The 22723-nt window shown below is 73.5% G+C and carries 21 protein-coding genes; 9 read left to right on the forward strand and 12 right to left on the reverse strand.

Features of this window, described 5'->3' with window-relative positions:
• The first annotated feature begins 22 nt into the window (after positions 1-22).
• The gene (locus RM844_RS20285; RefSeq protein ID WP_311668718.1) at positions 23-1183 is read left to right on the forward strand and encodes a mandelate racemase/muconate lactonizing enzyme family protein; all 1161 of its coding nucleotides are present in this window, start codon (positions 23-25) and stop codon (positions 1181-1183) included.
• A 7-nt stretch (positions 1184-1190) separates the two neighbouring features.
• Positions 1191-2087 carry a dihydrodipicolinate synthase family protein gene (locus tag RM844_RS20290; RefSeq protein WP_311668719.1) on the forward strand — a complete coding sequence of 299 codons (897 nt, stop codon included), beginning with the start codon at positions 1191-1193 and terminating at the stop codon, positions 2085-2087.
• Between the two features lie 86 nt (positions 2088-2173).
• Here RM844_RS20290 and RM844_RS20295 read toward each other — a convergent pair whose 3' ends face one another.
• Positions 2174-3013, reverse strand: a complete 840-nt coding sequence (locus RM844_RS20295) for an alpha/beta fold hydrolase (RefSeq protein WP_311668720.1) — start codon at positions 3011-3013, stop codon at positions 2174-2176.
• Between the two features lie 85 nt (positions 3014-3098).
• Here RM844_RS20295 and RM844_RS20300 point away from each other — a divergent pair, with 85 nt between their 5' ends.
• Complete coding sequence (locus RM844_RS20300) at positions 3099-4049, forward strand: GlxA family transcriptional regulator (protein WP_311668721.1); 951 nt, start codon at positions 3099-3101, stop codon at positions 4047-4049.
• Positions 4050-4236: 187 nt separating this feature from the next.
• On the opposite strand, the gene RM844_RS20305 is transcribed toward RM844_RS20300, so the two are convergent.
• The 3 genes from RM844_RS20305 to RM844_RS20315 form a co-directional block, all read right to left on the reverse strand.
• A complete protein-coding gene (locus RM844_RS20305; protein ID WP_311668862.1) occupies positions 4237-5136 on the reverse strand; it encodes an amidohydrolase family protein in 900 nt (299 codons plus the stop codon).
• A 44-nt stretch (positions 5137-5180) separates the two neighbouring features.
• Positions 5181-5513, reverse strand: coding sequence for a hypothetical protein (locus RM844_RS20310; RefSeq protein ID WP_311668722.1), 333 nt, complete (start codon positions 5511-5513; stop codon positions 5181-5183).
• Positions 5514-5602: 89 nt separating this feature from the next.
• Positions 5603-6223 (reverse strand): TetR/AcrR family transcriptional regulator, encoded by a 621-nt coding sequence (locus tag RM844_RS20315; protein ID WP_311668723.1) that lies wholly within the window; start codon positions 6221-6223, stop codon positions 5603-5605.
• A 120-nt stretch (positions 6224-6343) separates the two neighbouring features.
• Between RM844_RS20315 and RM844_RS20320 the strand changes: the two genes are divergently transcribed.
• Positions 6344-7165 (forward strand): SDR family NAD(P)-dependent oxidoreductase, encoded by an 822-nt coding sequence (locus RM844_RS20320; RefSeq protein WP_311668724.1) that lies wholly within the window; start codon positions 6344-6346, stop codon positions 7163-7165.
• Between the two features lie 161 nt (positions 7166-7326).
• On the opposite strand, the gene RM844_RS20325 is transcribed toward RM844_RS20320, so the two are convergent.
• Complete coding sequence (locus RM844_RS20325) at positions 7327-8019, reverse strand: lytic polysaccharide monooxygenase (protein ID WP_394814556.1); 693 nt, start codon at positions 8017-8019, stop codon at positions 7327-7329.
• Between the two features lie 197 nt (positions 8020-8216).
• On the opposite strand from RM844_RS20325, the gene RM844_RS20330 reads away from it, so the two are divergent.
• Positions 8217-9284, forward strand: a complete 1068-nt coding sequence (locus RM844_RS20330; protein ID WP_394814557.1) for a LacI family DNA-binding transcriptional regulator — start codon at positions 8217-8219, stop codon at positions 9282-9284.
• A gap of 254 nt (positions 9285-9538) precedes the next feature.
• Here the strand turns inward: RM844_RS20330 and RM844_RS20335 are convergent, their stop codons facing one another.
• The 5 genes from RM844_RS20335 to RM844_RS20355 form a co-directional block, all read right to left on the reverse strand.
• A complete protein-coding gene (locus RM844_RS20335) occupies positions 9539-10432 on the reverse strand; it encodes a Vgb family protein (protein WP_311668725.1) in 894 nt (297 codons plus the stop codon).
• Positions 10433-10463: 31 nt separating this feature from the next.
• Positions 10464-11387, reverse strand: a complete 924-nt coding sequence (locus RM844_RS20340) for an alpha/beta fold hydrolase (RefSeq protein ID WP_311668726.1) — start codon at positions 11385-11387, stop codon at positions 10464-10466.
• A 129-nt stretch (positions 11388-11516) separates the two neighbouring features.
• Entirely contained in the window at positions 11517-13844 is a 2328-nt protein-coding gene (locus RM844_RS20345) for a beta-L-arabinofuranosidase domain-containing protein (protein WP_311668727.1), read from the reverse strand.
• A gap of 149 nt (positions 13845-13993) precedes the next feature.
• Positions 13994-15403, reverse strand: coding sequence for a glycoside hydrolase family 43 protein (locus RM844_RS20350; RefSeq protein WP_311668728.1), 1410 nt, complete (start codon positions 15401-15403; stop codon positions 13994-13996).
• Positions 15404-15700: 297 nt separating this feature from the next.
• On the reverse strand, positions 15701-15886 hold the full coding sequence (locus tag RM844_RS20355) for a hypothetical protein (RefSeq protein ID WP_311668729.1): 186 nt from the start codon (positions 15884-15886) through the stop codon (positions 15701-15703).
• Positions 15887-15951: 65 nt separating this feature from the next.
• Here RM844_RS20355 and RM844_RS20360 point away from each other — a divergent pair, with 65 nt between their 5' ends.
• A complete protein-coding gene (locus tag RM844_RS20360; protein WP_311668730.1) occupies positions 15952-17439 on the forward strand; it encodes a serine/threonine-protein kinase in 1488 nt (495 codons plus the stop codon).
• Between the two features lie 230 nt (positions 17440-17669).
• Here the strand turns inward: RM844_RS20360 and RM844_RS20365 are convergent, their stop codons facing one another.
• Positions 17670-19343: an amidase family protein gene (locus RM844_RS20365; RefSeq protein WP_311668731.1), complete on the reverse strand. Its 1674-nt coding sequence runs from the start codon at positions 19341-19343 to the stop codon at positions 17670-17672.
• Positions 19344-20011: 668 nt separating this feature from the next.
• Between RM844_RS20365 and RM844_RS20370 the strand changes: the two genes are divergently transcribed.
• The 3 genes from RM844_RS20370 to RM844_RS20380 all read left to right on the forward strand — a co-directional run bounded on the left by RM844_RS20370 (position 20012) and on the right by RM844_RS20380 (position 21914).
• The gene (locus RM844_RS20370) at positions 20012-20563 is read left to right on the forward strand and encodes a SigE family RNA polymerase sigma factor (RefSeq protein WP_311668732.1); all 552 of its coding nucleotides are present in this window, start codon (positions 20012-20014) and stop codon (positions 20561-20563) included.
• Positions 20556-21143 (forward strand): hypothetical protein, encoded by a 588-nt coding sequence (locus RM844_RS20375; protein WP_311668733.1) that lies wholly within the window; start codon positions 20556-20558, stop codon positions 21141-21143. Before RM844_RS20370 ends, RM844_RS20375 begins: the two co-directional genes overlap by 8 nt.
• 135 nt (positions 21144-21278) lie before the next feature.
• Positions 21279-21914, forward strand: coding sequence for a hypothetical protein (locus RM844_RS20380; RefSeq protein WP_311668734.1), 636 nt, complete (start codon positions 21279-21281; stop codon positions 21912-21914).
• Between the two features lie 52 nt (positions 21915-21966).
• Here RM844_RS20380 and RM844_RS20385 read toward each other — a convergent pair whose 3' ends face one another.
• Positions 21967-22671 carry a class I SAM-dependent methyltransferase gene (locus tag RM844_RS20385; RefSeq protein ID WP_311668735.1) on the reverse strand — a complete coding sequence of 235 codons (705 nt, stop codon included), beginning with the start codon at positions 22669-22671 and terminating at the stop codon, positions 21967-21969.
• Positions 22672-22723: the final 52 nt, after the last annotated feature.

Raw genomic sequence — 22723 nt, forward strand, 5'->3', positions numbered from 1 at the left:
CAACCGCAGAATGGATGCGCGCATGCAGATCGCCTCTGTCGAGACGTTCGTACTCAAGGTCTTCCACGACGAGGCCTACCTCGGCGCGCTACCGGACGGCAGCGAGGTCCCGGAGGGCTACCAGGTGCGCGCGCCCTGGCGCAGCCTCTACTCGCGCCGGTTCGAGACCCTGCTGGTCAAGGTCACCGCCGAGGACGGCACCGCGGGCTGGGGCGAGGCGCTGGCGCCGGTCGCCCCCGAGGTGCCGGCGGCCGTCGTCGACCTGCTGCTGGCCCCCGTGCTGCGCGGGCGGGACGCGCTCGCGCCACGGCCCGCCTGGGTGCTGCTGCGCGACCTGATGCGCGAGCGCGGACACCTGGTGGGCCACCAGGCCGACGCGCTGGCCGCCGTCGACATCGCGCTGTGGGACCTGGCCGGCCGGCTGCGCGGCGCGCCCGTCGCCGACCTGCTCGGCGGCGCGTTCCGGGACCGGCTGCCGACCTACGTCTCCGGCCTGCCCAAGAGCACCGACGCCGAGCGCGCCGAACTCGCCGCCGACTGGGCGGCCCGCGGCGCCCGCGCCGTCAAGCTGCACCTCGGCCACGGCGTGGCGGCCGACCTGGCCACGGTGGACGCCGTCCGGGCCACCGCCCCCGAACTGCGCATCGCCGTGGACGCGCACTGGGCCTACGGCCAGGCCGACGCCCGCCGGCTCGCCGCCGGCCTGGCCGACCGGGGCGGCTGGTTCCTGGAGGCCCCGCTGGCCCCCGAGGACGAGGACGGCCACCGCCGGCTCGGCGAACGGTCCGCGCTGCCCATCGCGGTGGGCGAAACCCTGCGCAACCGCTACGAGTTCGCCCGCTGGCTGGCCGCCCACGCGCTGGAGATCGCCCAGCCGGACGTGGCCCGCACCGGCATCACCGAGGCGATGGCGATCGCCGAGCTGTGCGCCGCCGCCCATGTCCCGGTGGCCCCGCACCACTCCGTCGGCCTCGGCGTCGCCGCCGCCGCCGGCCTGCACGTGGCGGCCGCCGTCGAGGACCTGCTGGTCTTCGAGTACCAGCCGACCTCGACCGAGGTCGGCCAGCGGGTGCTGCGGACCCCGCTGGAGGTCCACCCGGACCACTTCCCCCTCCCCGCCGGGCCCGGGCTCGGCATCGACGTCGACGAACAGGTCGTCCGCGACCTCGCCGGAAAGGACTGATCTCCCCATGCCCCTCGTCCACGGGCTCGCGCCCATCCTGGCGACCCCCTTCGCCTCGGACGGCTCCCTCGACCTGCCCTCGCTGCGCCGCGTCGTGGAGTTCAACCTCCGCAGCGGCGTCGACGGGCTCGCCGTCTCCGGCATGGCGAGCGAGACCTTCGCGCTCACCGCCGATGAGCGGGCCCGCGTGCTGCGCGAGGTCGTCGACGTCGCGGCCGGCGCCGTCCCGGTGGTGTCCGGGGTCAACGCGACCTCCACGGTCACCGCCGTCGAGCAGGCCAGGGCCGCCGCCGCGGACGGCGCCGCCGCGCTGATGGTGCTGCCGCCCTACATGGTCAAGCCGACCCCCGCGCAGCTCGTCGACTTCTACGCCGAGGTCGCCGCCGCCACCGACTGCGAGGTGATGGTCCAGGACGCCCCAGGCGTCACCGGCGTCGCCATCACCCCCGCGACGCTGGCCCAGCTGAGCAAGCTGCCCGGCGTCACCTCGGTCAAGGTCGAGGCGCCACCGACCCCGCCCAAGGTGACCGCCGTGGTCGAGACGGCCGCCGACGACGGGTTCGTGGTCCTGGGCGGCATGAACGCCCAGTTCTGCCTCGACGAGTACGCCCGCGGCGCCGTCGGCACCATGCCCGCCTGCGAGTTCCCCGACCTGCTGCGCCCGGTCCTCGACGACTGGGCCGCCGGCCGCCGGGCCGAGGCCAGGGCGGGCTTCGCCCGGCTGCTGCCGCTGATCCTGCACGGCCTCCAGCAGGGCTGGGCCTGGGCGATACACAAGGAGGTGCTCGTCGCCCGCGGGCTCATCGCCGACGCCACCGTCCGGGCCCCCGCCCGCCCGCTGGACGCCCCGACCCGGGCCGCCCTCCACGAGGTCCTCGCCCCCCTGGGCATCACGCCCGCCTGACAGCCCGTGAGCAGCGTGGGCCCCCGGCACCGCCGGGGGCCCACCGTCCGGGCGAGGCCTGCGGCGGTGAGGAACCGACATCGCCGCTACGCCGTGCAGAAGTCCGCCAGCGCGCGGGCGACCGGTCCTGGCGCGTTCTCCGTGGGGATGTGGCCGGCGTCCGGGACGCGGACCAGGGTGGTGTGCGGGATCTCCGCGGCGAACCGCTCGGCGTACGTCACCTGCTGGAAGTCGTCGTCCTCGCCCCAGACCAGCAGCTTGGGCGTCGCGTTCCGCCGCAGGGCGGGGACGGCGTCCCGGGTGTAGCGGTTGTCGGCCGCGCCCACCATGGCCATCCAGGAACGGCGGACCCGGGCATCGGTCCACGGGGACAGATACTCCGTGATCCGCCGCTCGGTGGCGGCACCGGCCAACGCCTGGGTCACGGCCCGCCGGCGGGCCGTGAGCAGCTCGTCGGCGGTGGTCGCGGCGACCGCCTCGGGGTCCCGGAAGCGGGCCACGCTGGACACCGGCCAGGAGTCGTAGGTGACGGAGTTGACCAGGGCCAGCCGGGACACCGCGAGCCGATCGTGAACGAGGAGGTGCTGGGCGACGGCGCCGCCGATGTCGTGCCCCGCGACGGCGATCGGCCCGTCGAGCCCGAGGGTGGAGGCGAAGCGCGTCACCCAGTCAGCGAGCGCCGGCACCGTGCCCGTCTCCAGGGTGAGTTCACCGCCCGAGCGCCCCAGTCCGGGGAGGTCAACCGCCACGGGCCGCAGCCCGGCCGCGCCGAGCCGGCCCAGCACCGGAAGCCAGACCCGGCTCCAGTAGGTGCCGTGCAGCAGGAGCACGGCCGGGCCGTCCCGCTCCACGGTCAGATAGCTGGCCGGCGCACCGTCCACCTCAACCTCGGTCCGCAGCACCGTCGATTCGATGATCTCGCTCATGGACCCACTCTCCGCCGGACCGGACGCCCGGCCGAGAGTCTGAAATGACACCCTCAGGTACATTCCAGCCAGGTACCGTCTGACCATGTCGCTCCACCGGGTGGTGGCCCTGCTCACCCCACCGCAGTCACCCTTCGAACTGGCCTGCGCCTCCGAGGTCTTCGGTACCGCCCCGCCGGACGCCCCACCCCGCTACGACTTCCGGGTCTGCGCCGAGCACCCCGGACTCCTGCCCACCAGCGCGGGCTACCCGATGCTCGTCGAGGCGGGGCTGTCCGCCCTGCGGGCGGCGGACACCGTGGTCGTCCCCGGCCGGCAGCCACCCGACGCGCCCGTGTCGCCGGACCTGGTCGAGGCCCTGCTGGGCGCCCACCGGCGCGGGGCGCGGATCGCCGCGATCTGCACGGGGGCGTTCGTCCTCGCCCAGGCCGGGCTGCTCGACGGCCGCCGCGCCACCACCCACTGGCGCAGCGCGGCCCGGTTCGCCGCGGCCTTCCCCGAGGTGAAGGTGGACCCGGACGTGCTCTTCGTGGACCACGGCGACGTGGCGACCAGCGCCGGAACCGGCGCGGGCATCGACCTGTGCCTGCACCTGGTGCGTGCCGACCACGGAGCGGCGTACGCCGCCGGCATCGCCCGGCGCATGGTCCTGCCGCCGCACCGGGAGGGCAGCCAGCTCCAGTACGCCACACGACCGGCACCGGCCAGGGCGGACGCGTCACTGGCACCCCTGCTGGAGTGGGCCACCACCCGCCTCGACACCAGACTGACCCTCGACCACCTCGCCGAACGCGCCGGCCTGTCCAGCCGCACCCTCGCCCGGCGCTTCGCCGAACAACTCGGCACCAGCCCCGGACAGTGGCTGCTGGCCCAGCGCCTCGACGCGGCCCGGATCCTGCTGGAACAGACCGACCTTCCGGTGGAAGCCGTCGCCACCCGGGTCGGACTCGCCTCCGCGGTCAACCTGCGCCGGCGCTTCCGGGAACACCTCGGCACCACACCCAGCGCCTACCGGCGGGCCTTCGGCCAAACCTGACGGTGTGGACGGGGGTTGCCGCCGCGCGCGAGCGGGCGGGCGCGGCGCAGCGGTGCCGGGAGCGGGCGCCAACGGCCGGATCGCCCGACCCGTCGCGCCGGCCACGCCGCCGGGGCCGCTTCGGGCCCCCGGGGTGGCATCCGGAGGTGCGTGGTGACCGCGACCTCGCCACCCGTCGCGGCCCTCCCTACAGCCCGAAGAGCCGGGCCGCGTTGTCGTGGCAGACCGCGCGCAGCCAGTCGTCGCCCAGCTCCAGCCGTTCCAGCGCGCGCAGCTGGTGCGCGTAGGAGTAGGGGATGTTGGGGAAGTCCGAGCCGAGCAGGACCCGTTCCCCCAGGTCGGCCAGGCGCGGCAGGGCCCGGCGGGGGAAGGGCATGAACCCCTCGGTGAAGTCGGTGAACGCCATCGTGGTGTCCAGCCGCAGCTGGTCGTGCCGCTCGGCCAGGTCGAGGAACTCCGGGTACTCGGGCATCCCCAGGTGCGCGACGACCAGCCGCAGCCGAGGGTGCCGGGCCAGCACCCGGGCGATCGGCTCCGGCCCGGTGTGCCGACCGGGCGCGGGCCCTGACCCGCAGTGGATCACCACGGGGACGCCGGCCTCGGCCAGCAGTCCCCAGGCCGGCCGCAACAGTTCGTCGGTCGGGTCGTAGCCGCCCACCTGAACGTGTGCCTTGAACACCCGCGCCCCGGCCTCGACGGCCTCGCGGACGTACGCCTCGACGTCCGGCTCCGGGTAGAGCGTCGCGGTGTGCAGGCAGTCGGGGGTGCGGCGGGCGAAGTCGGCCGCCCACCCGTTGAGCCAGCGGGCCATGCCGGGCTTGTGCGGGTAGAGCAGCGCGGTGAAGGCCCGCACCCCGAAGTCCCGCAGGATCGCCGCGCGTTCGGCCTCCCGCAGGCGGTAGGTGATGGGCCACTCCAGGCCGCGGATCAGCGGCCCGTTGCCGTCGAAGTAGGCCCAGACCTTCCGCAGCACGCGCTCGGGCATGAAGTGGGTGTGGACGTCGATCAGCCCGGGCAGCCCGAGCCCGCCCCAGAAGCGACGGACCTCGGCCGCCTCCCCGGCGGCGTCCACCGGCACGGAGCCCACCGGGCGTCGCCCCGCCGTCCGTTCGTCGGCCGACCCCTCGTGCGTCAACGTGGGTGACCGTCGCTGCTGGGCTGACCGCCGGCCGACCGGGTCCGCCGCACCCGCTCCCTCATCGCCCGGCCCACGATGCCGGCCGCGAGCAGCACCGGCGTCACGGCGACGATCCCGAACCAGAGGAACATGGCGAGGTAGCCCTCGGCGGCCCGGTCCTGGTCCGCGTCCGCCCGCGCCAGGAGCACGAAGCTGACCACCAACGCGACCGCCACCAGGACCCCGAGGCCGACGGCGAGCCGGACGAGGGCGCCGGCCCAGCGCTGGTAGCCGGCGCTGACCCCGGGAGGCCGCGGCGGCGGCGGGGTGGACTGTTGGTGCGACATGAGGCCCAGTTCTACTCCTCGCCTCCCCGGAACACCACTCGCGCCGGCCCGGCGCCCGCTCCCGCGCGCTCGGCCGGCCGCGCCGCCGGTCAGGGGGCGAAGGCCCGGAGGGCCGCGTCGACCAGCGCGTCGGCGTAGTCGGCGGTCAGCGGGCCGGCGCGGTGCAGCCAGCGTTGGAAGAGCGGGGCGTAGAGCAGGTCGAGGAAGAGGTCGAGGTCGGCGTCGGCGGCGAGTTGGCCGGCGGCCTGGGCGCTGCGCAGGCGCGCCTTCTTCGCCTCCTCCAGGGGTTGGGCCAGCTTCTCCTGGTACTCGGCAGCCAGCACGGCGTCGTTGGCGATCTCGGTGGTGAGGGCCCGGATCAGCCGGTCGAAGGCGGGGTCGGCGAACTCCTCGGCCGTGGCCCGCAGGACGAGCCGGAGGTCGGCCCCCAGGTCACCGGTGTCCGGCAGCGCGACCGCCGGCCCGTCGGCGCCCTCGCCCGGCCCGTCGGCGCCCTCGCTCAGCGCCAGGAAGGCGGCGAAGACGACCGCGCTCTTGGACGGCCAGCGCCGGTAGATCGTCTGCTTGCCGACGCCGGCCCGGGCGGCGATGGCCTCGACCGTGACCTTCTCGTAGGGCTCCTCCGCGACCAGGGCACGGGTGGCCGCGAGGATGGCCTGCCGGGAGCGTTCCTTGCGCCGGGAGTGGTCCGGCCCCTTCTCGTTGGGCATGCGCGTGAGTCTAGCTACCCAACTAAACGAGACGAACCGTATTGCAGCGACGAGAGCCATGCTCTAACCTCGACAACGAACCGAGACGAACCGTTTCCTTTACTGAGAGCGAGCCTCCCCATGACAACCGCCAGAGTCTGGCTCATCACCGGCGCCTCCCGCGGCCTGGGCCGGGCCTTCACGGAGGCCGCCCTGGCCGCCGGCGACCGGGTGGTCGCCGCGGCCCGCAACGTCGAACCCCTGACCGAGCTGGCCGAGAAGCACCCCGACCAACTGCTCCCGCTCCCGCTCGACGTGACCGACCGGCAGGCCGTCTTCGCCGGGGTGGAGCGGGCGGCGGCCGCGTTCGGCAGGCTGGACATCGTCGTCAACAACGCCGGCGGCATGCTCTACGGCATGGTGGAGGAGGCCACCGAGGAGCAGCTCCGGGCCCACCTGGACGTGAACTTCTTCGGCGCCGTGTGGGTGTCCCAGGCGGTACTCCCCCACCTCCGCGCCCACGGCGGCGGGCGACTCCTCCAGGTCACCTCGATGGGCAGCGGCGGCGGCATGGCCACCGTCGGCGCCTACTGCGCGGGCAAGGCCGCGCTGGACTCGATCAGCGAGGCGCTGGCGATGGAGGTCGAGGACTTCGACGTCAAGGTCACCATCGTGCAGATGGGCGGGTACAACACCGGCCTGTTCACCGACGGCACCACGGCCACCGAACCGCTGCCGCGGTACCAGCCGCTGCGCACCCAGATGGAGGCCCAGTGGGGCGACGACGCCGGCCCGGAGCCGGACACCGCCGCGCCGGTCATCATGCGGCTGGTCGACCTCCCCGACCCGCCCCGGCGGCTGATCGTCGGCAGCCAGTCCTTCGACCACGTTCTCGCCATGGACCAGGCCCAGGCCGACCTGTACCGCTCCTGGGAACAACTCAGCCGCCTCGCCCCGGGGTGAGGGCCACTCGGGACGCGCCGACCGCGACCAAGCCCGGTCACCGCGTGACCAACCGCCGGTTCCCGGCCCAGCGGCCAGCGCCCCGTCCAGGACGACGCCCGGCGAACGGGCCCCGGTCCGCCGCGCGGCCGGGCCCGGTCGCCGGGTCGGCGACCAGTGGATCAGAAGGTCACGTCGCTGCACATGAAGTAGATCTGGTCGTGGTGCGAGGCCTTCCAGATCGTGTAGACGACATGGTGGCCGCTGCGGCCCGGCGCGCTGACGTCGACCGTGTAGTGGTCCGACGGCTCGTAGCGACCGGTCTCGGCCACCAGCTCCAGGTCGTCCCAGTCGAGGGCGTCCGTCTGGGCGTCGTAGCCCTGCTCGGTGACGTAGACCTGCAGGTAGTCGGCGCCGTGCCGGGCCAGGTCGTAGACGTCGACGGTGAAGTCCTCCGCCACCTCGGTGGTCAGCCAGGGGCCCGGCGTGTCCATGGCCGCGAACTCGGAGTTCCAGACGTGGCCGGCGCTGCAGAGCTGGTTGTCGGGGATGTACGCCTGGAAGTCGCCGCCGGTGCCCTCGCGGTACAGGCCCGACCAGCCCCACATGGCGTTGGGGTTCGCCTGCCAGGCCGCCCAGCACATGGGGTCCTGCTCTTCCACGATCGGGTCCTGCCAGTTGTACTCCCAGCGCAGCATGCAGCCGTAGACGCGGGAGAGCGGGTCCTCGACCGATCCGTGGGCGGAGGCGGTCGGGGGCGCCCAGGGGCTGGCGATCGCCATGGCCGCCGCCAGGGCGGTCGTCACCGTGGCGGCCAGGAGGGCGCGGGGGCGTCGGGGGCGCTGCTTGGTTCGCTGGAGTTGGGGGGTTGACATCACGACTCTCCTCTTTGCGCGTCCATGACATCTCGATGGGTAGCCCAGTCCCCGCTCCGGCGAGGCTAGTGAGGGCACCTCCGACTGTCGATATGTTTCGCGCGAAAGTTTCGACTTCATGGCGCGGAAAGTTTCTCTGGCCCGGCTGCTCGCCCCGGTGCCACAATGGCGGCCGAATCAGCAGAGGGGCGGGCATCGTGACGGACGAGCGGTCGGCGGCAGCGGACGTGGCGGGGGCATCGACGGCGGACCGGTCGGAGGCGGGCGGCGACTCGCGGCGGCCGGTCACGATCGCGTACATCGCGGAGTCGGCGGGCGTTTCGGTGCCCACCGTCTCCAAGGTGGTGAACGGCAGGTCCGGGGTGTCCGACGAAACCCGGGCCCGCGTCGAGGAGTTGATCAACCGGTTCGGCTACCGCAAGCCGCCCGGCACCCGCACCAACGTCGTGGAACTCGTCTTCCGCGAGCTGGAGAGCATGTGGGCGGTGGAGATCATCCGCGGCGTCGAGCGGGTGGCCCGCGAGCGCCGGATCGGCGTGGTCGTCTCCGAATTCGGCCTGCACGACTCGACCCCCATGACCATGGAGGACACCGTCGGCCGCCGCCCGCACTGCGTGCTGTCGGTGGCGCAGCTCTCGGCCGCCGAGCGCGAGCAGCTGACCGCGAAGGGCATCCCGTTCGTCGTCTTCGACCCGACGTCCGAACTGCCGGACGGCGTCCCGTTCGTCGGCGCCACCAACTGGCGCGGCGGCCAGTCAGCGACCCGGCACCTCGTCGCGTTGGGCCACCGGCGGATCGCCATGATCAGCGGCCCGGAGCAGGTGCTGTGCTGCCGCGCGCGGCTGGCCGGCTACGGCTCGGCCCTGGCGGAGGCGGGCCTGGCGGCGGACCCCGACCTGGTGGTCCACGCGCCGCTGACCCGCGAGGACGGCTACGCCGCCGCCCGCGCCCTGCTGACCCGCCCCGACCGGCCCACCGCCGTCTTCGCCGCGAACGACCTACAGGCCCTGGGCGTCTACCAGGCCGCGCGGGCCATCGGGCTGAGCGTCCCTGAGGACGTGAGCGTGGTGGGCTTCGACGACCTGCCGGTGGCCGCCTGGGTCGAACCGCCGTTGACGACGGTCCACCAGCCGCTGACCGAGATGGCCGTGGCGGCCACCGAGTTGGCGCTGGCCCTCGGCCGAGGCGAACAGACCCTGCGGACCGGCCTAGAGATCGCGACCACGCTCGTCGTCCGGAACAGCACGGCTCCGCCGAAGGACTGACGGGCGCCCGCGGACGCTCCGCGGAAACGTGACGGACCGTCGATGCGCCCGCCGGTGGCCAGCCCTCGCGCTCTTCGACGACGACGCCCGCCCACGCCCGGAACTCACCGACCGCTGGGACCCGCGCGCCCTCGGGCCCCTCCCGTGCGAGCGCGCCCGGGCACCCGAGGGACTGTGCTCGCGTACTCGCCGCGCCGGCGACCGGGGTGAGACGGCACCGCCGCATCACGGCCCCGGGCGGTCTCCGGACCGAGCTACGGTTCCAGCCGCGCGACCCCTCCCGTCTCCAGGGCCACCCACAGGGCGCCGTCGGGTCCCAGGGCGATGCCGTGCGGCTCGGACGACGGTGACGGCAGGTCGTACTCGGCGATCTCACCGGCCGCGGTGAGGCGGCCCACGCGGTTGGCTCCCCATTCGGTGAACCAGCAGTCCCCGGTGGCGGCCGCGACGATGGCGTGGGGTCTGGCCGTGCGGTCGGGGAGCGGGAACTCCTCGATCTCGCCGTCCACCGAGATCCTGCCGATCTGACCCGCCGCGATTTCGACGAACCACAGGGCGGCGCCGTCACTGGTGATGCCCACCGGCGCCGCGCCTGGGGTGGGGAGCGGGTGTATCGCGATGTCCCCGTGGACCGTGACGCGGCCGATCGCGTTCGCCTGGTTGAGGGTGAACCACAGGGCGCCGTCCGGGCCCGCGGTGATGGCCGAGGGATAGCCGCCGGTGACGGGAAGGACGAACTCGGTGATCTCCCCCTCGCCGGTGACCCGGCCGATCCGGTCGGTGTGCGTCTCGGTGAACCACAGCGCGCCGTCCGGACCGGCCGTGATGCCGAAGGGGCCGCTGCCGGGTGTCGGCACGGGGAAGGAGGCCGTAGCGCCGTCGACGGTGACGCGGCCGATCCGATGATCCTGGTACCGGGTGAACCACAGCGCTCCGTCCGCCCCGGGGGTGATGACCGTGGGGCGGCACTCGGGCGAGTCCAGGGGGTATGCGCTGAGTTCGCCGTCGAGGGTGAGTCGCGCGACGTGGCCACTGTGCGCGAAGGTGAGCCACAGCGCACCGTCTGGGCCGGCGGCGATGCCGTAGGGCCCAGCAGCCTGGTCGGCCACGGAGAGCTCCCTGATGGCGGGGGCATCGGAAGGGGGCACGGCGACTCCTTGTGGGGCGGCGGGGTGGGGATCAGCCGACGTTCCCGGCCGACGGCGCGGCTCGGTCGCGCACCAGGTCGAGAATGATCGCGGCGAGGTCAGCGGGCCGGGTCATGGGGACGTTGTGGTGGGAACCGATGTCGATGAGCCGACGGTCGGGGGCGGCATCGACGACCGCACGCACCTCGTCGCGCCGCGAAGCGTAGAAGCCGTCCTCGGCCAGCACGATCGTCATCGGACAGGTGAGGCGGGCGTACACATCGACGGCTGGGAAGACGTCCGCGCCGGGCTGCACGGCGGCGACGGTCGCGACCTCCTCGATGGCCGGCCGCCGAACCCACCCGCGGCCGCGGCGGGTGAAGGAGCGCCGCGTGAAAGAGCGCCGGGTGACCTCCTCGACCAGTCCGGGCCGCGCTCCGGCGTTGAGCCAGTCCCCGCCGGCCTCTCGCACGCACCGCTCGACATAGGCCCGCATCTCGTCGTCGTCGGCTTCCCAGCCGTAGCGGAACATCGTCCGTAGGCGCTCCGCCGCCTCGGCGGTCCGCATGTCGGCGTGCGCGGCGAGTGACGCGTCGCGGTCATCAAGCACCACCCCGTCCACGACACAGAGGGCGGCCGGTTCCACGAGTCCGCTCGCGGCGGCGGCCGTCACCGCGTACCCGCCGGTGGAATGGCCGACCAGCACGGGTCGGTCCCAGGCCAACGAGGTGACGACGCCGGCGAGGTCCCGCCAGTACTGCTCGGGGTGGGTGGAGTCGAGCCGGGTCTGCCCGTGGCCGCGCAGGTCGAAGGCCACCGGGTGGCACTCGCCCACCAGATGGGACGCCACGTCCGTCCACGCGGCGGCGTTGTGTCCACTGCCGTGGACAAGCAGCACACCCGCACCGCGACCGCCGAAGTCAACACCGGACAGGACCCCGTCCACGACGGGGAATTCGATCTCTGCTCCGGTCACCACCGCACCCTCTCCGCGAGCGGACCACCCGTGCAACCGCTTTTTCCTCGCGGAGAGTCAGGGGGCCTACCGGTGACAGGGCCGGGGCTCCGGCGCCGTTCCCCCGCGGGCCGGACACGGCCCTCCGCGCTACCCGATGTGGACCAGCCGCCAGAGGTTGTCGGGCGTGCCGTCGTCGCCGTCCTGGACGGCGAACGCGCCGAGGGTGGTGGCGTCGTTCTGGATGCCGAGGAATTTGCCGCTGTGCGCGTTGCGGATCAGGTGGCTCCCGTCCCCCTGGTCGAGCAGCAGCCACCGGTGGTCGGCGGTCCCGTTGTCGGTCCACTGCAGGACCGCCGCGCCGTCCGCGGTGGACATGTCCCGCACGCCGAGCACCTTGCCGCTGTGCGCGTTGCGGAAGCGGACCGCCTCGCCGTCGGTCACCAGCTCCCAGTCGTGGTCGGCGGTGCCGCTGTCCGTCCACTGCAGGGCCCGGGCGCCGTCGGCGGTGGACATGTCCTGGATACCCAGCACGAGGCCGCTGGCCACGTTGACCAGCCGGACGACGCGCCCGGAAATCCGCCAGTAGACGGTGTAGTTGTGGCCGTGCGCGTCGTGGAAGGGGCCGAGCGGGACGGTGGCGCCGTCCGCGGTCGCGGTGAAGGCGAGGGTGTCCGCGCCGGTCCTGGTCAGGGAGGACGGGTCCAGCCTCGGCAGGGCGTCGAGCGTGCGGTCGCCGTAGTCGCCGGAGAGGATCACCGGGCCGTAGACGAGCGCGACCACGCCCGGGTCGTCGTTGGCCGGCTCCGGCACGGCCCGCATGGGCAGTCGGACGGTGACCGTGTCGCCGCTGGCCCAGGAGCGGGTCAGGGTGGCGTAGCCGCCGGGCGTGGTGTCCACGTCCTGCTCCGCGCCGTTGACGCTGATCGTCGCCCCGCTGGTCCAGCCGGGGACGCGCACCCGCAGCGCCCAACTGCCGCCGGCGTCGCCGGTGACGGTCAGCGTCGTGGTGTCGCTGACCGGGAACGAGGTGGTCTGCGTGACGGTGATCCCGCGCTCGGCCCAGGTGAGCACCGAGGGCACGAACAGGTTCACGATCAGCGCCTCTTCGCTGTGGAAGTAAACGGATTCCATCAGCCTGGTGTGCATCTCCAGGCCGGTGCCCTGGCAGCACCAGAAGCTGTCGTAGTCGGTGCTCCAGGTGCCGCCGCCCCAGGCCGGGCCCACGCCGCGGCGGCCACCGGGGTTGAGCGGGGTGAAGTAGGTGATGTGGCCGTGCTCGCTGGCCGGGTCCTGCTGACCGATCATGTGGTTCAGCCAGGCCCGCTCGTAGAAGTCGAAGAGCGCGGCCCGGGTCGGGTCGAGGGTGAACAACTCCCGGGTGAGCGTGAGCATGTTGAAGGTGTTGCAGCTCTCGCAGGTGTCGTGCCGCAGGTGGCCGGCGATGGCGTGCGGGGCGCGGAAGTGCTCCGCCTGGCTGTTCCCGCCGATGGCGTAGGTGTGCGCGCCCACGCAGAAGTCCCAGGCGTGGGTGGCGATGTCCAGGTAGCGGGTGGTGCCGGTGGCCCGGTACTCGCGGACCGCGCCGATCCACTTCGGCACCTGGGTGTTGGCGTGCAGCCCGGCGAGCTGGTCCAGGCCGGCCGCCAGCGGGTCGAACACGGCGTCGTGGTCGAAGCGTTGGGCGACGGCGAGCCAGCGCGGGTCGCCGGTCAGCAGGTGGAGGTCGGTCAGGACGGCGTTCATGCCGCCGAACTCGGTGGCCAGCATGGCCTGGGTCTGTTCCCTGGTGAGCCGGCCGGTGCGCGCGTCGACCCACCCGGCCAGGCCCAGCAGCACGTCCCTGGCCTGGGTGCTCGCCAGGTGGCGCCACACGTCGAGCAGCCCGGCCAGCGTCTTGTGGATCACGTAGTAGGGCACGTTGCCGTTGTCCAGGGTGCGCTCCTCAAGCGCGGTGAAGTCGGACTCCGGGAAGCCGCACAGGTAGCCGTCGCCGAACCCGACGGCGGCGTTGTTCGCCTGGCACCTGGCCAGCTCGGCCACCATCAGCAGGGCCTTGTCGCGGCAGGTTTGGTCGCCCGTCTCGGCGTGCGTGCGGGCCCAGGCGGTGAGGAAGTGCCCCTGCATGTGGGTGCGGAAGGGGAAGTCGGGGGCGTCCCAGCCGCCGTTCGGCGCGGCGCCCTGGGTGGACAGCCCGTGGTTGGCGCGGAAGTTGTACAGCAGCCGGTCGACGTCGACGAACCGCAGGTAGTTCAGGGTGCGTTGCTGGTTGTCCAGCCACCGGCTGGCGGTCAGCCGCACCTGGCCGGGCTCGAAGGGGTGCGCGGTGGGCGCGACCGCCGCCGCGGCGGGGGCGGTGGGCGCCGCGCCGGTCGCGGCCCGGGCTGGCGTGCTTCCCAGGGTGGCTCCGGTGGCGGAGGCGGCGACTGCGGCGCCGGCGGCCTGCAGGAGCCGCCGCCGGCTGACGTGGGAGGACATCTTCGGCCCTTTCGTTGGTGTGGGGTGGGGTGCTGGGCTGGGCGCGAGGGGGCCGGGCCAGCGGGCCCTTCGGGAACCCACCAACGCGCCGACCCGGTGAGTCGGTAGGTCGATAGGTCAGTAGCTCAGTAGGTCAGTAGGTCAGTAGGTCAGTAGGTCAGCTGGAAGGTCGCGTCCCGCCGGTCCGTCGCCGGTGAGGCGGCGCCGAGCGGGTCGATCCGCAGCAGGTACTCGGCGTGCCGCAGGTAGTGGTCCGGGTAGTTGACGCTCCGGAACGACGCCCAGCCGGCGTCCGCGAGGCCGGGCTGCCGGTGGAAGGTGGCGTCGGCCGCGAACGTCGCGGAGCCGTCGCGTTCCGCCAGCACGACGTCGAGGTTCTGGTGGCGGAGGAAGTGCCCCGGGTAGTTCACCGACTCGAAGGAGACCCCGGCCGGGTCCGCGAGACCGGCGACCAGGCGCCACTGGGCGTCGGGGTACGGGTCGAAGGGGTAGGCGTCGAGGCGGGCGGCGAAGCCGGCGTGCCGGAGGAACCGGTCGGGGTGGTTGTAGGAGCGGACCCGGTGCCAGGTCGGGGTGCCCCAGTGGTCGAGCAGGGCGGCGTGCTCGGCGGCGGTGAGGGGGCAGGTGGTGGCGTGCTTGGCGTTCAGCGGCTGGGTGTAGGCGAACCTGTCGACCTCGGTCCAGTGGTCCCCGGTGATGTCGCCGCTGGTCCAGAGGTGGAGTCGGCCGTTGACCGGGGCGTAGGAGTCGCCCCACAGGTACCACTGGTCGCGGTCGTTGGCCCGCTGCACGATGGGCGCCTCGATGCCGCCCTGGATCACCCCGCCGGTGTACGTCCCGGCGTCGAAGGAGCGGGGGCGCAGCGTGCTGGAACGGGCCCCGTACAGCCGGCCGTTCCCCATGTGCTTGTAGTAGAGGTAGTGCGCGGTCGCGGTGTGGTGCAGGGTGCCGTCGAGCACCGGGTACCCGGGGGCGAAGAACGGCTGCGGCCCGCTGACGGTGACGAAGTCCGGCGTGTAGTTGACGAAGAAGGAGTCCACGCCGTCGAAGTTCGCGGAGTAGAAGATGCCGTACTGGCCGCGTTCGGGGTCCCAGAACGCCTCCGGTGCCCAGGTGTGCGTGGGCCGGTCGTGCAGGCGTAACCGCCGGTAGCCGGTGAAGGACCGGAGGTCCGCGGAGTCCCAGGCGTGGATGTACTGGTTCCGCTGGCCGAAGTCGGTGCCGGTCAGGTCGGTGGCCAGCACGACGAAGGTGCCGTCCTGCCGGCGCAGGATGAACGGGTCCCGCAGGCCCCCGGTGCCGGCGGTGGGGGTGGCCACCGGGTTGTTGTCGTTCAGCGGCGTCCAGTTGAGCCCGTCCGGACTGACCGCCAGGTGGAGGGCGTACCGGGCGCCGAGCATGGTCGGGGACTCGGTGAAGTAGCCCATCACGAAGGCCTCGTGGGTGGCCGCGGGCCCGGCGGCGGCGGCCGGTCCGGCGGTCAGCGCCGGGAGGCCCACGGAGGCGGCCGCCACCGAGGCGGCGCCCAGGGCCAGGAAGGATCGTCTGTCCTGCATCATGGTCAACCTTTCGCGGAGCGCGCGGTGGTGCGGTCCGGTCTCGCGCCAGCCGGGGGCGACGGCCCGCGGATGGTCCAGGGGGGCCTCGGCACACGCGCGGCGGGTGCGGCCGGCTCAGCCAGCACGCCGGGGCGGCTCGTCGGGCCGGCGTGCCGCGCGGGATGCGAGCGCCGAACGTTCGCTATTTCGGACGCCGTTCATCTTCTCGAACGGAAGGTAGGGCGGGACCCGGGAGGTGTCAACGCCCGCCGCAGCGCTCGACGTTCTGCCACCACGTGCGCTACCGCCCACTCGACGTCACGGACTCCGCTCGACCGCCGTCGCCAGACAGGTGGCGTCCAGTAGGTCCCGGTCGGTGTCGGGCCCGGCGTTCGGGGCGTCGATCAGCCGGACGACGGGGCTGACCGCCGCCTCGGGGCGCTGGCCGGGCGGTGGCACGAGCACGGCGGTGGCGATCCGCCGGCCGGCGAAGCCGGTGCGCACCGGCCGTCTTCGCGGGTGCGGCGGGGCCTCCTAAGCTGGCCCTGCCATGTCAAGGACAAGCGGAGGTGGGCGTGGAGCGGGGCAAGCTGATCGCGGACCGGTACGAGCTGACCGGCCGTCTGGGCCGGGGCGGCATGGGCGAGGTGTGGGCCGCGCGGGATCGTGTGCTCCACCGTGAGGTCGCGCTCAAGCTGCTGGATCTCGACGGGATCGCCCATGCTGACCTGCCCCGGCGGTTCGAGCGCGAGGCGGTCGCCGCTGCCCAGATCGTCCACCCCAACGTCGCCGCCCTCTACGACCGGGGCATCCACGACGACGTGTTGTTCCTGGTGATGGAGAAGGTGGACGGCCAGACGCTCACAGCGCGGCTTCGGGCCGAGAGCCCTTTCCCCCTGACGCGTGCCCTGGCCGTCGCCAGCGGCGTCTGCGCCGCGCTGGAGGCCGCCCACCGGGCCCAGGTCATCCACTACGACATCAAGCCCCACAACGTCATCCTCACCGGCGACGGGCTGGTGAAGGTCATCGACTTCGGGATCGCCGGGTTCGTCCAGGCCGCGTTCACCGTGGCGCGCTCCTCCCAACTGGCGCCGGCCGGAACGCCGGAGTTCGGCGCCCCGGAGCAGTTCCGCACGGAACGCGGCGACGAACGCTCCGACCTGTACGCACTGGGTGGGATGCTCTTCGCGATGCTCGCCGGCCGGCCGCCCTTCACCGGGCACAACAGCATCGCGGTCGTGCGGCGGAAGCTCGACGAGGAGGCCCCGCCCCTCGACGCGTTCCGCTCCGGCCTGCCGCCGGAGGTGACCACGCTCGTCGCCGAACTACTGGCGCGCGATCCCGACCGGCGCCCCCAGTCGGCCCGCCTGGTCCAGCAGCGGCTTCAGGCACTCCTGGCCTCGTGCGCGGTGGCAGACGCTCCCACCGCGGCGGTGCCCCCGACGCCACCCACCCGCCCGCTGGACGACGTCACGCGGCGCGTGCCTCGGCCACCCTCCCCCGGCTCCTGGAACCGCGCCTCCACCGACGAGACGCCGTTCACCCCCGATGCCCTGCTGCCGCGGCGGTTCACCAACGACCTGGGCATCGAGTTCGCGCGGATCGCCGCGGACACCCGCCCCTCCCGGGAAGCGGGCCCCAGCGACCTGGTCAGGGAACTCGCGCGCCGCGACTGTACCGAAGTGGTCGCCGGCGTCTACGCGGAGCAGCCCGGCTCCCACGCCACGCCCGAGCACCCCGTCCACATCTCCGTCCAGGTCTTCGCGTTCCCCGATGTGGCGACGGCCCAGGACGCGCACGGGTACCTGGGCGACGGCGGAGGGGCGTGGCACCTCACCATCTGGGGTGCCAGCGCCGAGGGCGGCCTCACCCCCGGTCCCGACAAGGTCCGCCGCAGCCGCCGATGGAAGCAGACCTGGCGCAAGCACCGCTACTTGGCCGTGGCGCTCGCCTACCGGGCCGACCTCACCAACGACGGCTCCATCACGCCCTGGCTCGCCGCGGCCGCCCGCCGGGCCGCGACCTCCACCGGGCCGCGGAACCACCACGGCGCCTAGCGGCTCGGCCGCGCCGTCGGCGAGCCGCCGGGGGCAGCCCGACGAGCTACGGCAGGCGCTCAGCGACCTGGCCGCCCAACTCGCCGCGGCCGCCGAACGGGGAACGGAAGAACTGCCGGGGTAGGCATCGGATCTGATGCGGCGGAGCCCTCCGTGATCACCGCGCCCCGCGGCGGCCCGCCCCGGGCACCGCACGGCGCGGTGCCCGGGGCCGGGGCGGGGGCCGGGGGTCAGAGTGGCGGGGTCAGCGGGGACGGGGCGCGCAGCGTGGTCTCCTGCTCGTAGTCGTAGGCGTAGCCCAGCAACGCGCCGTCGCTGTACGGGCGGCCCATGAAGGAGAGGGTCATGGGCAGCCCCTGCGAGCCGAAGCCCATCGGCACGACGATGCCGGGGAAGCCGACCGAGCTGTAGCCGGCGAAGGTCGCGGGGTCCGGCCGGTCGGAGCGCACGTAGTCCGGGTCGTCAATGGTCTGCACGGGGTTATCGATGGGCGGCGCGAAGCGGGACTCGTAGGGGAAGACCATGGCGTCCAGGCGGTGTGCGTCGAAGACCGCCAGCTTCAGGCGCGTAGCCTCCGGCAGGACGTTCTCCATCAGGTCGGCGTACTCGGGCGCGGCGGTCGAGGTGCGCAGCGAGTTGATGAGCAGGTTGAGGACGGAGTCGGCCACCGGCAGCGGGGACTGGTTGACCTCCGTCTCGTAGACGCGGACGAACTCCTCGACGGTGCGCGGCACTCGGGGGCCGAGCGTGGTCACGTACCGTTCCCAGTCCTCCTTGAAGCGGTAGTCGGCGATCCGCCGGATGTTGGTGCCGCCGTTGACGATGTAGTACTCCACGAACGCCGGGTCGAGGGTCACGTCGACGAGTTCGGCGCCCAGGTCGCGCAGCGTGGCCAGGGCGGTCTCGGTGAGCGCGTCGATCTCGGGGTCGCCGCCGAAGAAGTCGCGCATGACGCCGAGTCGGGTGCCGCGCAGCGAACGGCGCCTGAGGTAGCGGGTGTAGTCGAGGCGGCCGGCCGCCGCCTGGCGGCGCAGCGCGCGCGGGTAGGCACGGTAGGTCGCCACCGACAGCGGGTCGGCCGGGTCCTCGCCGGCGACGGCGTTGAACAGCAGCGCGGTGTCGGTGACGGTGCGGGCCATGGGCCCCGCGGTGTCGAAGGTCAGGTTCTTGGGGGCGATGCCGTCCCGGCTGATCAGGCCGGTGGTGGGCCGCAGGCCGACGATGCCGCAGTAGGCGGCCGGGCCGCGCACCGAGGTGCTGGTGTCGGTGCCGATGGCCAGCACCCCGAGGTTGGCGGCCAGCGCGCCAGCGGAGCCGGCGCTGGACCCGCCTGTCTGGCGCTCAAGGTGGTAGGGGTTGAGCATCTGGCCGTCGAGGGTGCTGTAGGGACTGCCGGCGAACTCGCCCATGGACGCCTTGCCGAGGATGAGCGCGCCCTGCCGCCGCAGCGCCCTGGTGAGGAACGCGTCGTCGTCGGGGTAGGCGTCTTTGAGGATCACCGAGCCGTTGCTGGTCGGCTGGTCGGCGGTGTCCACGTTGTCCTTCAGCAGCACGGGGACGCCGTGCAGCGGGCCGCGCCGCCCGCGCGGCACGCGGTCCAGCTCGGCGGCCTGGCGTGCGACGCGCGGGTTGACCGTGGTGATCGCGTTCAGTCGGGGGCCGCCCTCCTCGTAGGCGGCGATCCGGGCGAGGAAGAGCTGGGTCAGTTCCACGCAGCTGAGCCGGCCGGAGTCGAGGGCCCGCCGGATGTCGGCGACGGTGGTCTCCTCGACGGTGAACTCCCGTCCGCCGTGTGAGGGGTGGCCCCTCCCCCGGTCCCGCGCCGCCGCCATCCCGGGGATGCCGGCGGCCAGTCCCATGGCGCCCACGCCGGTCACAAAGCCGCGCCTGCCGATTCGGGTCATGTGTGTCGCCTCTCGCTGCGTCCGCGCGGCGTTTCGGCGCCCGGCGGCGGTGGCGGGGGCTGCGTGCCGTGCGTGTCGGTGCTGTCGGTGCCTGTCGGTGCTGTCAGTGCGGGTGGGGGCTGTCCGTCGCGGGTGGGTGCTGAGCGCTGCGGGACGGTGCTGACCGTCGCGCGTCGGCGCTGACCGTGGAGGGCCGGTGCGGTCGCCCGAAGTGGGGGGAGCGGCGCCGTCCACTGGGGTGTCGGCCGGCGGGCCGGCGGTTCTCGGATGCGGGCCGGGCGTTGGTCCTTCGGCGGTGCGGGCTCGGGCGGGGGTTCGACCCGGTGCGGCTCCCGACGGGGGTGGGGTGGCCCCGCGGCGGGCCTCCACTCTCACCCCGCGTGGCATGCTCCCGCCACTGGCTGGGCGTTACGTCTGTGCGGAGGACGTGTTACCCGGCGCGGCCCGCCATCGGCGCCTTGACCACCCCGAACGCGCCACCGCTTGAAGGGAGTTCGGGGTGGTCGGGGCGGCCGTCGGCGGGGCTGACGGCGCGGGTTTGGTCGACGATCGGGGCCCGGCCCCGCGCGGCGCCCGGGCCGGGGCCGGCGCGCTGAGCTGCGGACGGGCCGATCGCGGCTTGTGTGGCGAGCGCGTCAGGTGGCACTGTTCAGCCGAACAGGAGAACTATGCGACCACCAGACAAGCCGCGAGGCCGGGATGCTGACGAGGAAGCGTTCGACGTCTTCTACACCGCGAGCGTCGGCCGGGTTATCGGCCAGCTGTACGCGATGACCGGTGACCTGGCCGAGGCGCAGGACGTGGTGCAGGAAGCCTACGTCCGGGCCTGGCAACGGTGGGCCGACCTGGACCTGGACGGCGCCCCCGAGGCGTGGGTGCGCACGGTGGCGTGGCGGCTGGCGGTCAGCCGGTGGCGGCGAATGCGCACCGCGCTCTCCTTCGCCCGGCGGCAGGGGCCGCCGGCCTCGGTGCCGCCGCCCGAGCCACACCATGTGCTGCTGGTCGAGGCGTTGCGGCGGATCCCCGAGACGCAGCGGCGGGCGGTGGTGCTGCACCACCTGTGTGACCTGTCGGTGGAGCAGGTGGCGGCCGAGACCGACGCGCCGGTCGGCACCGTCAAGTCGCACCTGAGCCGGGGGCGGGCGGCGCTGGCTCGGCTGTTGACCGACACGGAACTGGATTCGCGGACGACCGGGCGGTCGGAGGTGCGTCATGACTGACGAGACGGAGTTGCGGGGGTATCTCACCGATCTCGCGGACTCGGGGCGGCGGCAGGCGGTGCCGGTGGCCCCGGCGAGCATCCGGGCGCACGGTGAGCGGCGGCTGCGCCGCCGGCGGGCGGCGCTGACGACCGGCGGTGCGCTGCTGGCCGTGACGGTGGTGGTGGGCGGTTGGTCGCTGGCCGGGGTGTCCCGCGGGCCGGAGCCGCCGGCCGTCGTCCCGACCACGCCGACCGCCTCGCCGTTCGTGCCGCCGACGCCCGCGCCCGGGCAGGCGTACGCCAGTGAACTGGGCTATGTGCACGGCGCGGTGGCCGACGGGGAGATGGTGAACGTCACCGTCGAGCAACTCAGCTCCGAGGACGGCACCCTGGAGTCGGTCGGGGTGACGCACACGCTGACCCTGCCGGGGTGGACCCGGCTGGAGGTCCGCGAGCTGGCCGGCGGGACCCCGACCGACCTGGAACTGAGCGACCTGGTCGAGGCGTTGGCCGGCGAGCCGCGGTGGGTGTTCGCCATCGACTACGACAGCGAGGGCCGGGTGGCGTCGCTGCGGGAGGCGTACTGGCTCACCGAGTGAGCCCCGGGGCCGGCGAACGGGCGGCGCGGGATCACGAGAAAAAAAGAATGCGCATCGGGGTGCAACCCACCGGGTCGGCTGGCGCGTAGAGAGCGTGTAACCAGCTCACCCCTGATGCCAGGAGAAACGTTGACCATGTGTGTCTCACGCCGCCGAGCGGTTCTGCGCAGCCTCACCGCCCTCGCCATCGGCGCCGTGGTGCTGACCGGCTGTGGTGGTGACAAGGCGGATTCCTCCGCGTCCGAGACGTCGGCGACGACCACCGACACGACCGACGAGACGGTCTCGGACACCACGTCGGGCGGCGACACCGACCCGGAGGAGGAGGCGGTGGAGTCGGACGACGCGGCGGCCGACGACGAGGCGGCCACGGACGAGGACGCCGGGTCCGACGGCGAGGCGGCCACGGGCGACGCCGCCGCCTGGGCCGGTACCAAGCAGTTCGTCCAGATCGAGGACGTCTGGAGCGAAGAGGGGCAGACCCTCCTCTCGGTGCGCGCCGCCGAGAAGGAGGCGATGACGGAGCCGCACGAGGCGTGGATCATCATCCCGAGCGAGGGCCCCTACACCACGGTCGCCCTGACCGAGGACGCCCAGGTGCTGCTGTCGGTCCCGCTCGGTGACGAGTCGGCCGCGGCCGAGTACTCCCAGGAGGAGCTGGTCAGCCGGTTCGCCGAGCAGCCGGAGTCGGCCATCCCCGGGCTCGGCTACGACCTGAGCTTCGACGGCGACGGCCAGGTCACCCGGCTGGAGACGCTGTACATGTCCTGACCCGACGCCAGGCGCCCCCGACTCCTGACCCCGCGGCTCACCGGCCGCGGGGTCAGGGGCGTCGGAGGCGGAGGGCGAGGAACTTGGGTTCGGTGGAGAGCTTGCGGTACATCCGCTCGTTCAGGGCGGCGGCCTCCGGGAGCGGGCGTGGCTCGCGGACCTGTTCCACCACGAAGCCGGCGGTCAGCAGTTCGGTGAAGAGCACCTCCAGCGGCATCCGCCAGACCGGCGCCGTCCACTCGTCCAGCAGGGCGGTCTCGGCCTTCCCGGTGGTGAAGTAGGAGCCGCCGAACAACTGCCAGGAGCGGGTGGGGTGGAAGGTCGAGAGGACGAGCCAGCCGCCGGGCCGCAGCACCCGGCGGATCTCGGCGAGGAGTTGGGCGCGGGCGTCGATGTGGTGGTAGACGAGCGCGAGCAGCACCCCGTCGAAGGAGGCGTCGGCCAGGAAGTCCAGGGGCTTCTCCAGGTCGTGCGCGCGCAGGTCGACGGCGTCGCCGAGCCGTTCCCTGGCGCTGGCCAGCAGTTCGGCGCCGCCCTCGAGGCCGGTCGGTTCGGCGCCCCGCTGGATGAGTTCCGCCAGGTAGTGGCCGGCGCCGCAGCCGGCGTCCAGGACGCGTAGGCCGCGGCAGGGGCCGATCAGGTCGAGCAGGGCGGGGCGGTCGTAGTAGGCGTTGTACACGCTGTCGGTGGCGTGCGAGGCGTACCACCGGCCCATGTCGCCGTCGAACACGCCGCTGCTGGTCTCCTGGCTGGTCACGATGGTCTCCTCTGCGCGCGGACCCGGTCGGCCGTGGTGGCGGCCGGCCGGT

The sequence above is a fragment of the Streptomyces chisholmiae genome, assembly GCF_031845445.1.
In the GTDB taxonomy this organism is placed as follows: domain Bacteria; phylum Actinomycetota; class Actinomycetes; order Streptomycetales; family Streptomycetaceae; genus Streptomyces; species Streptomyces chisholmiae.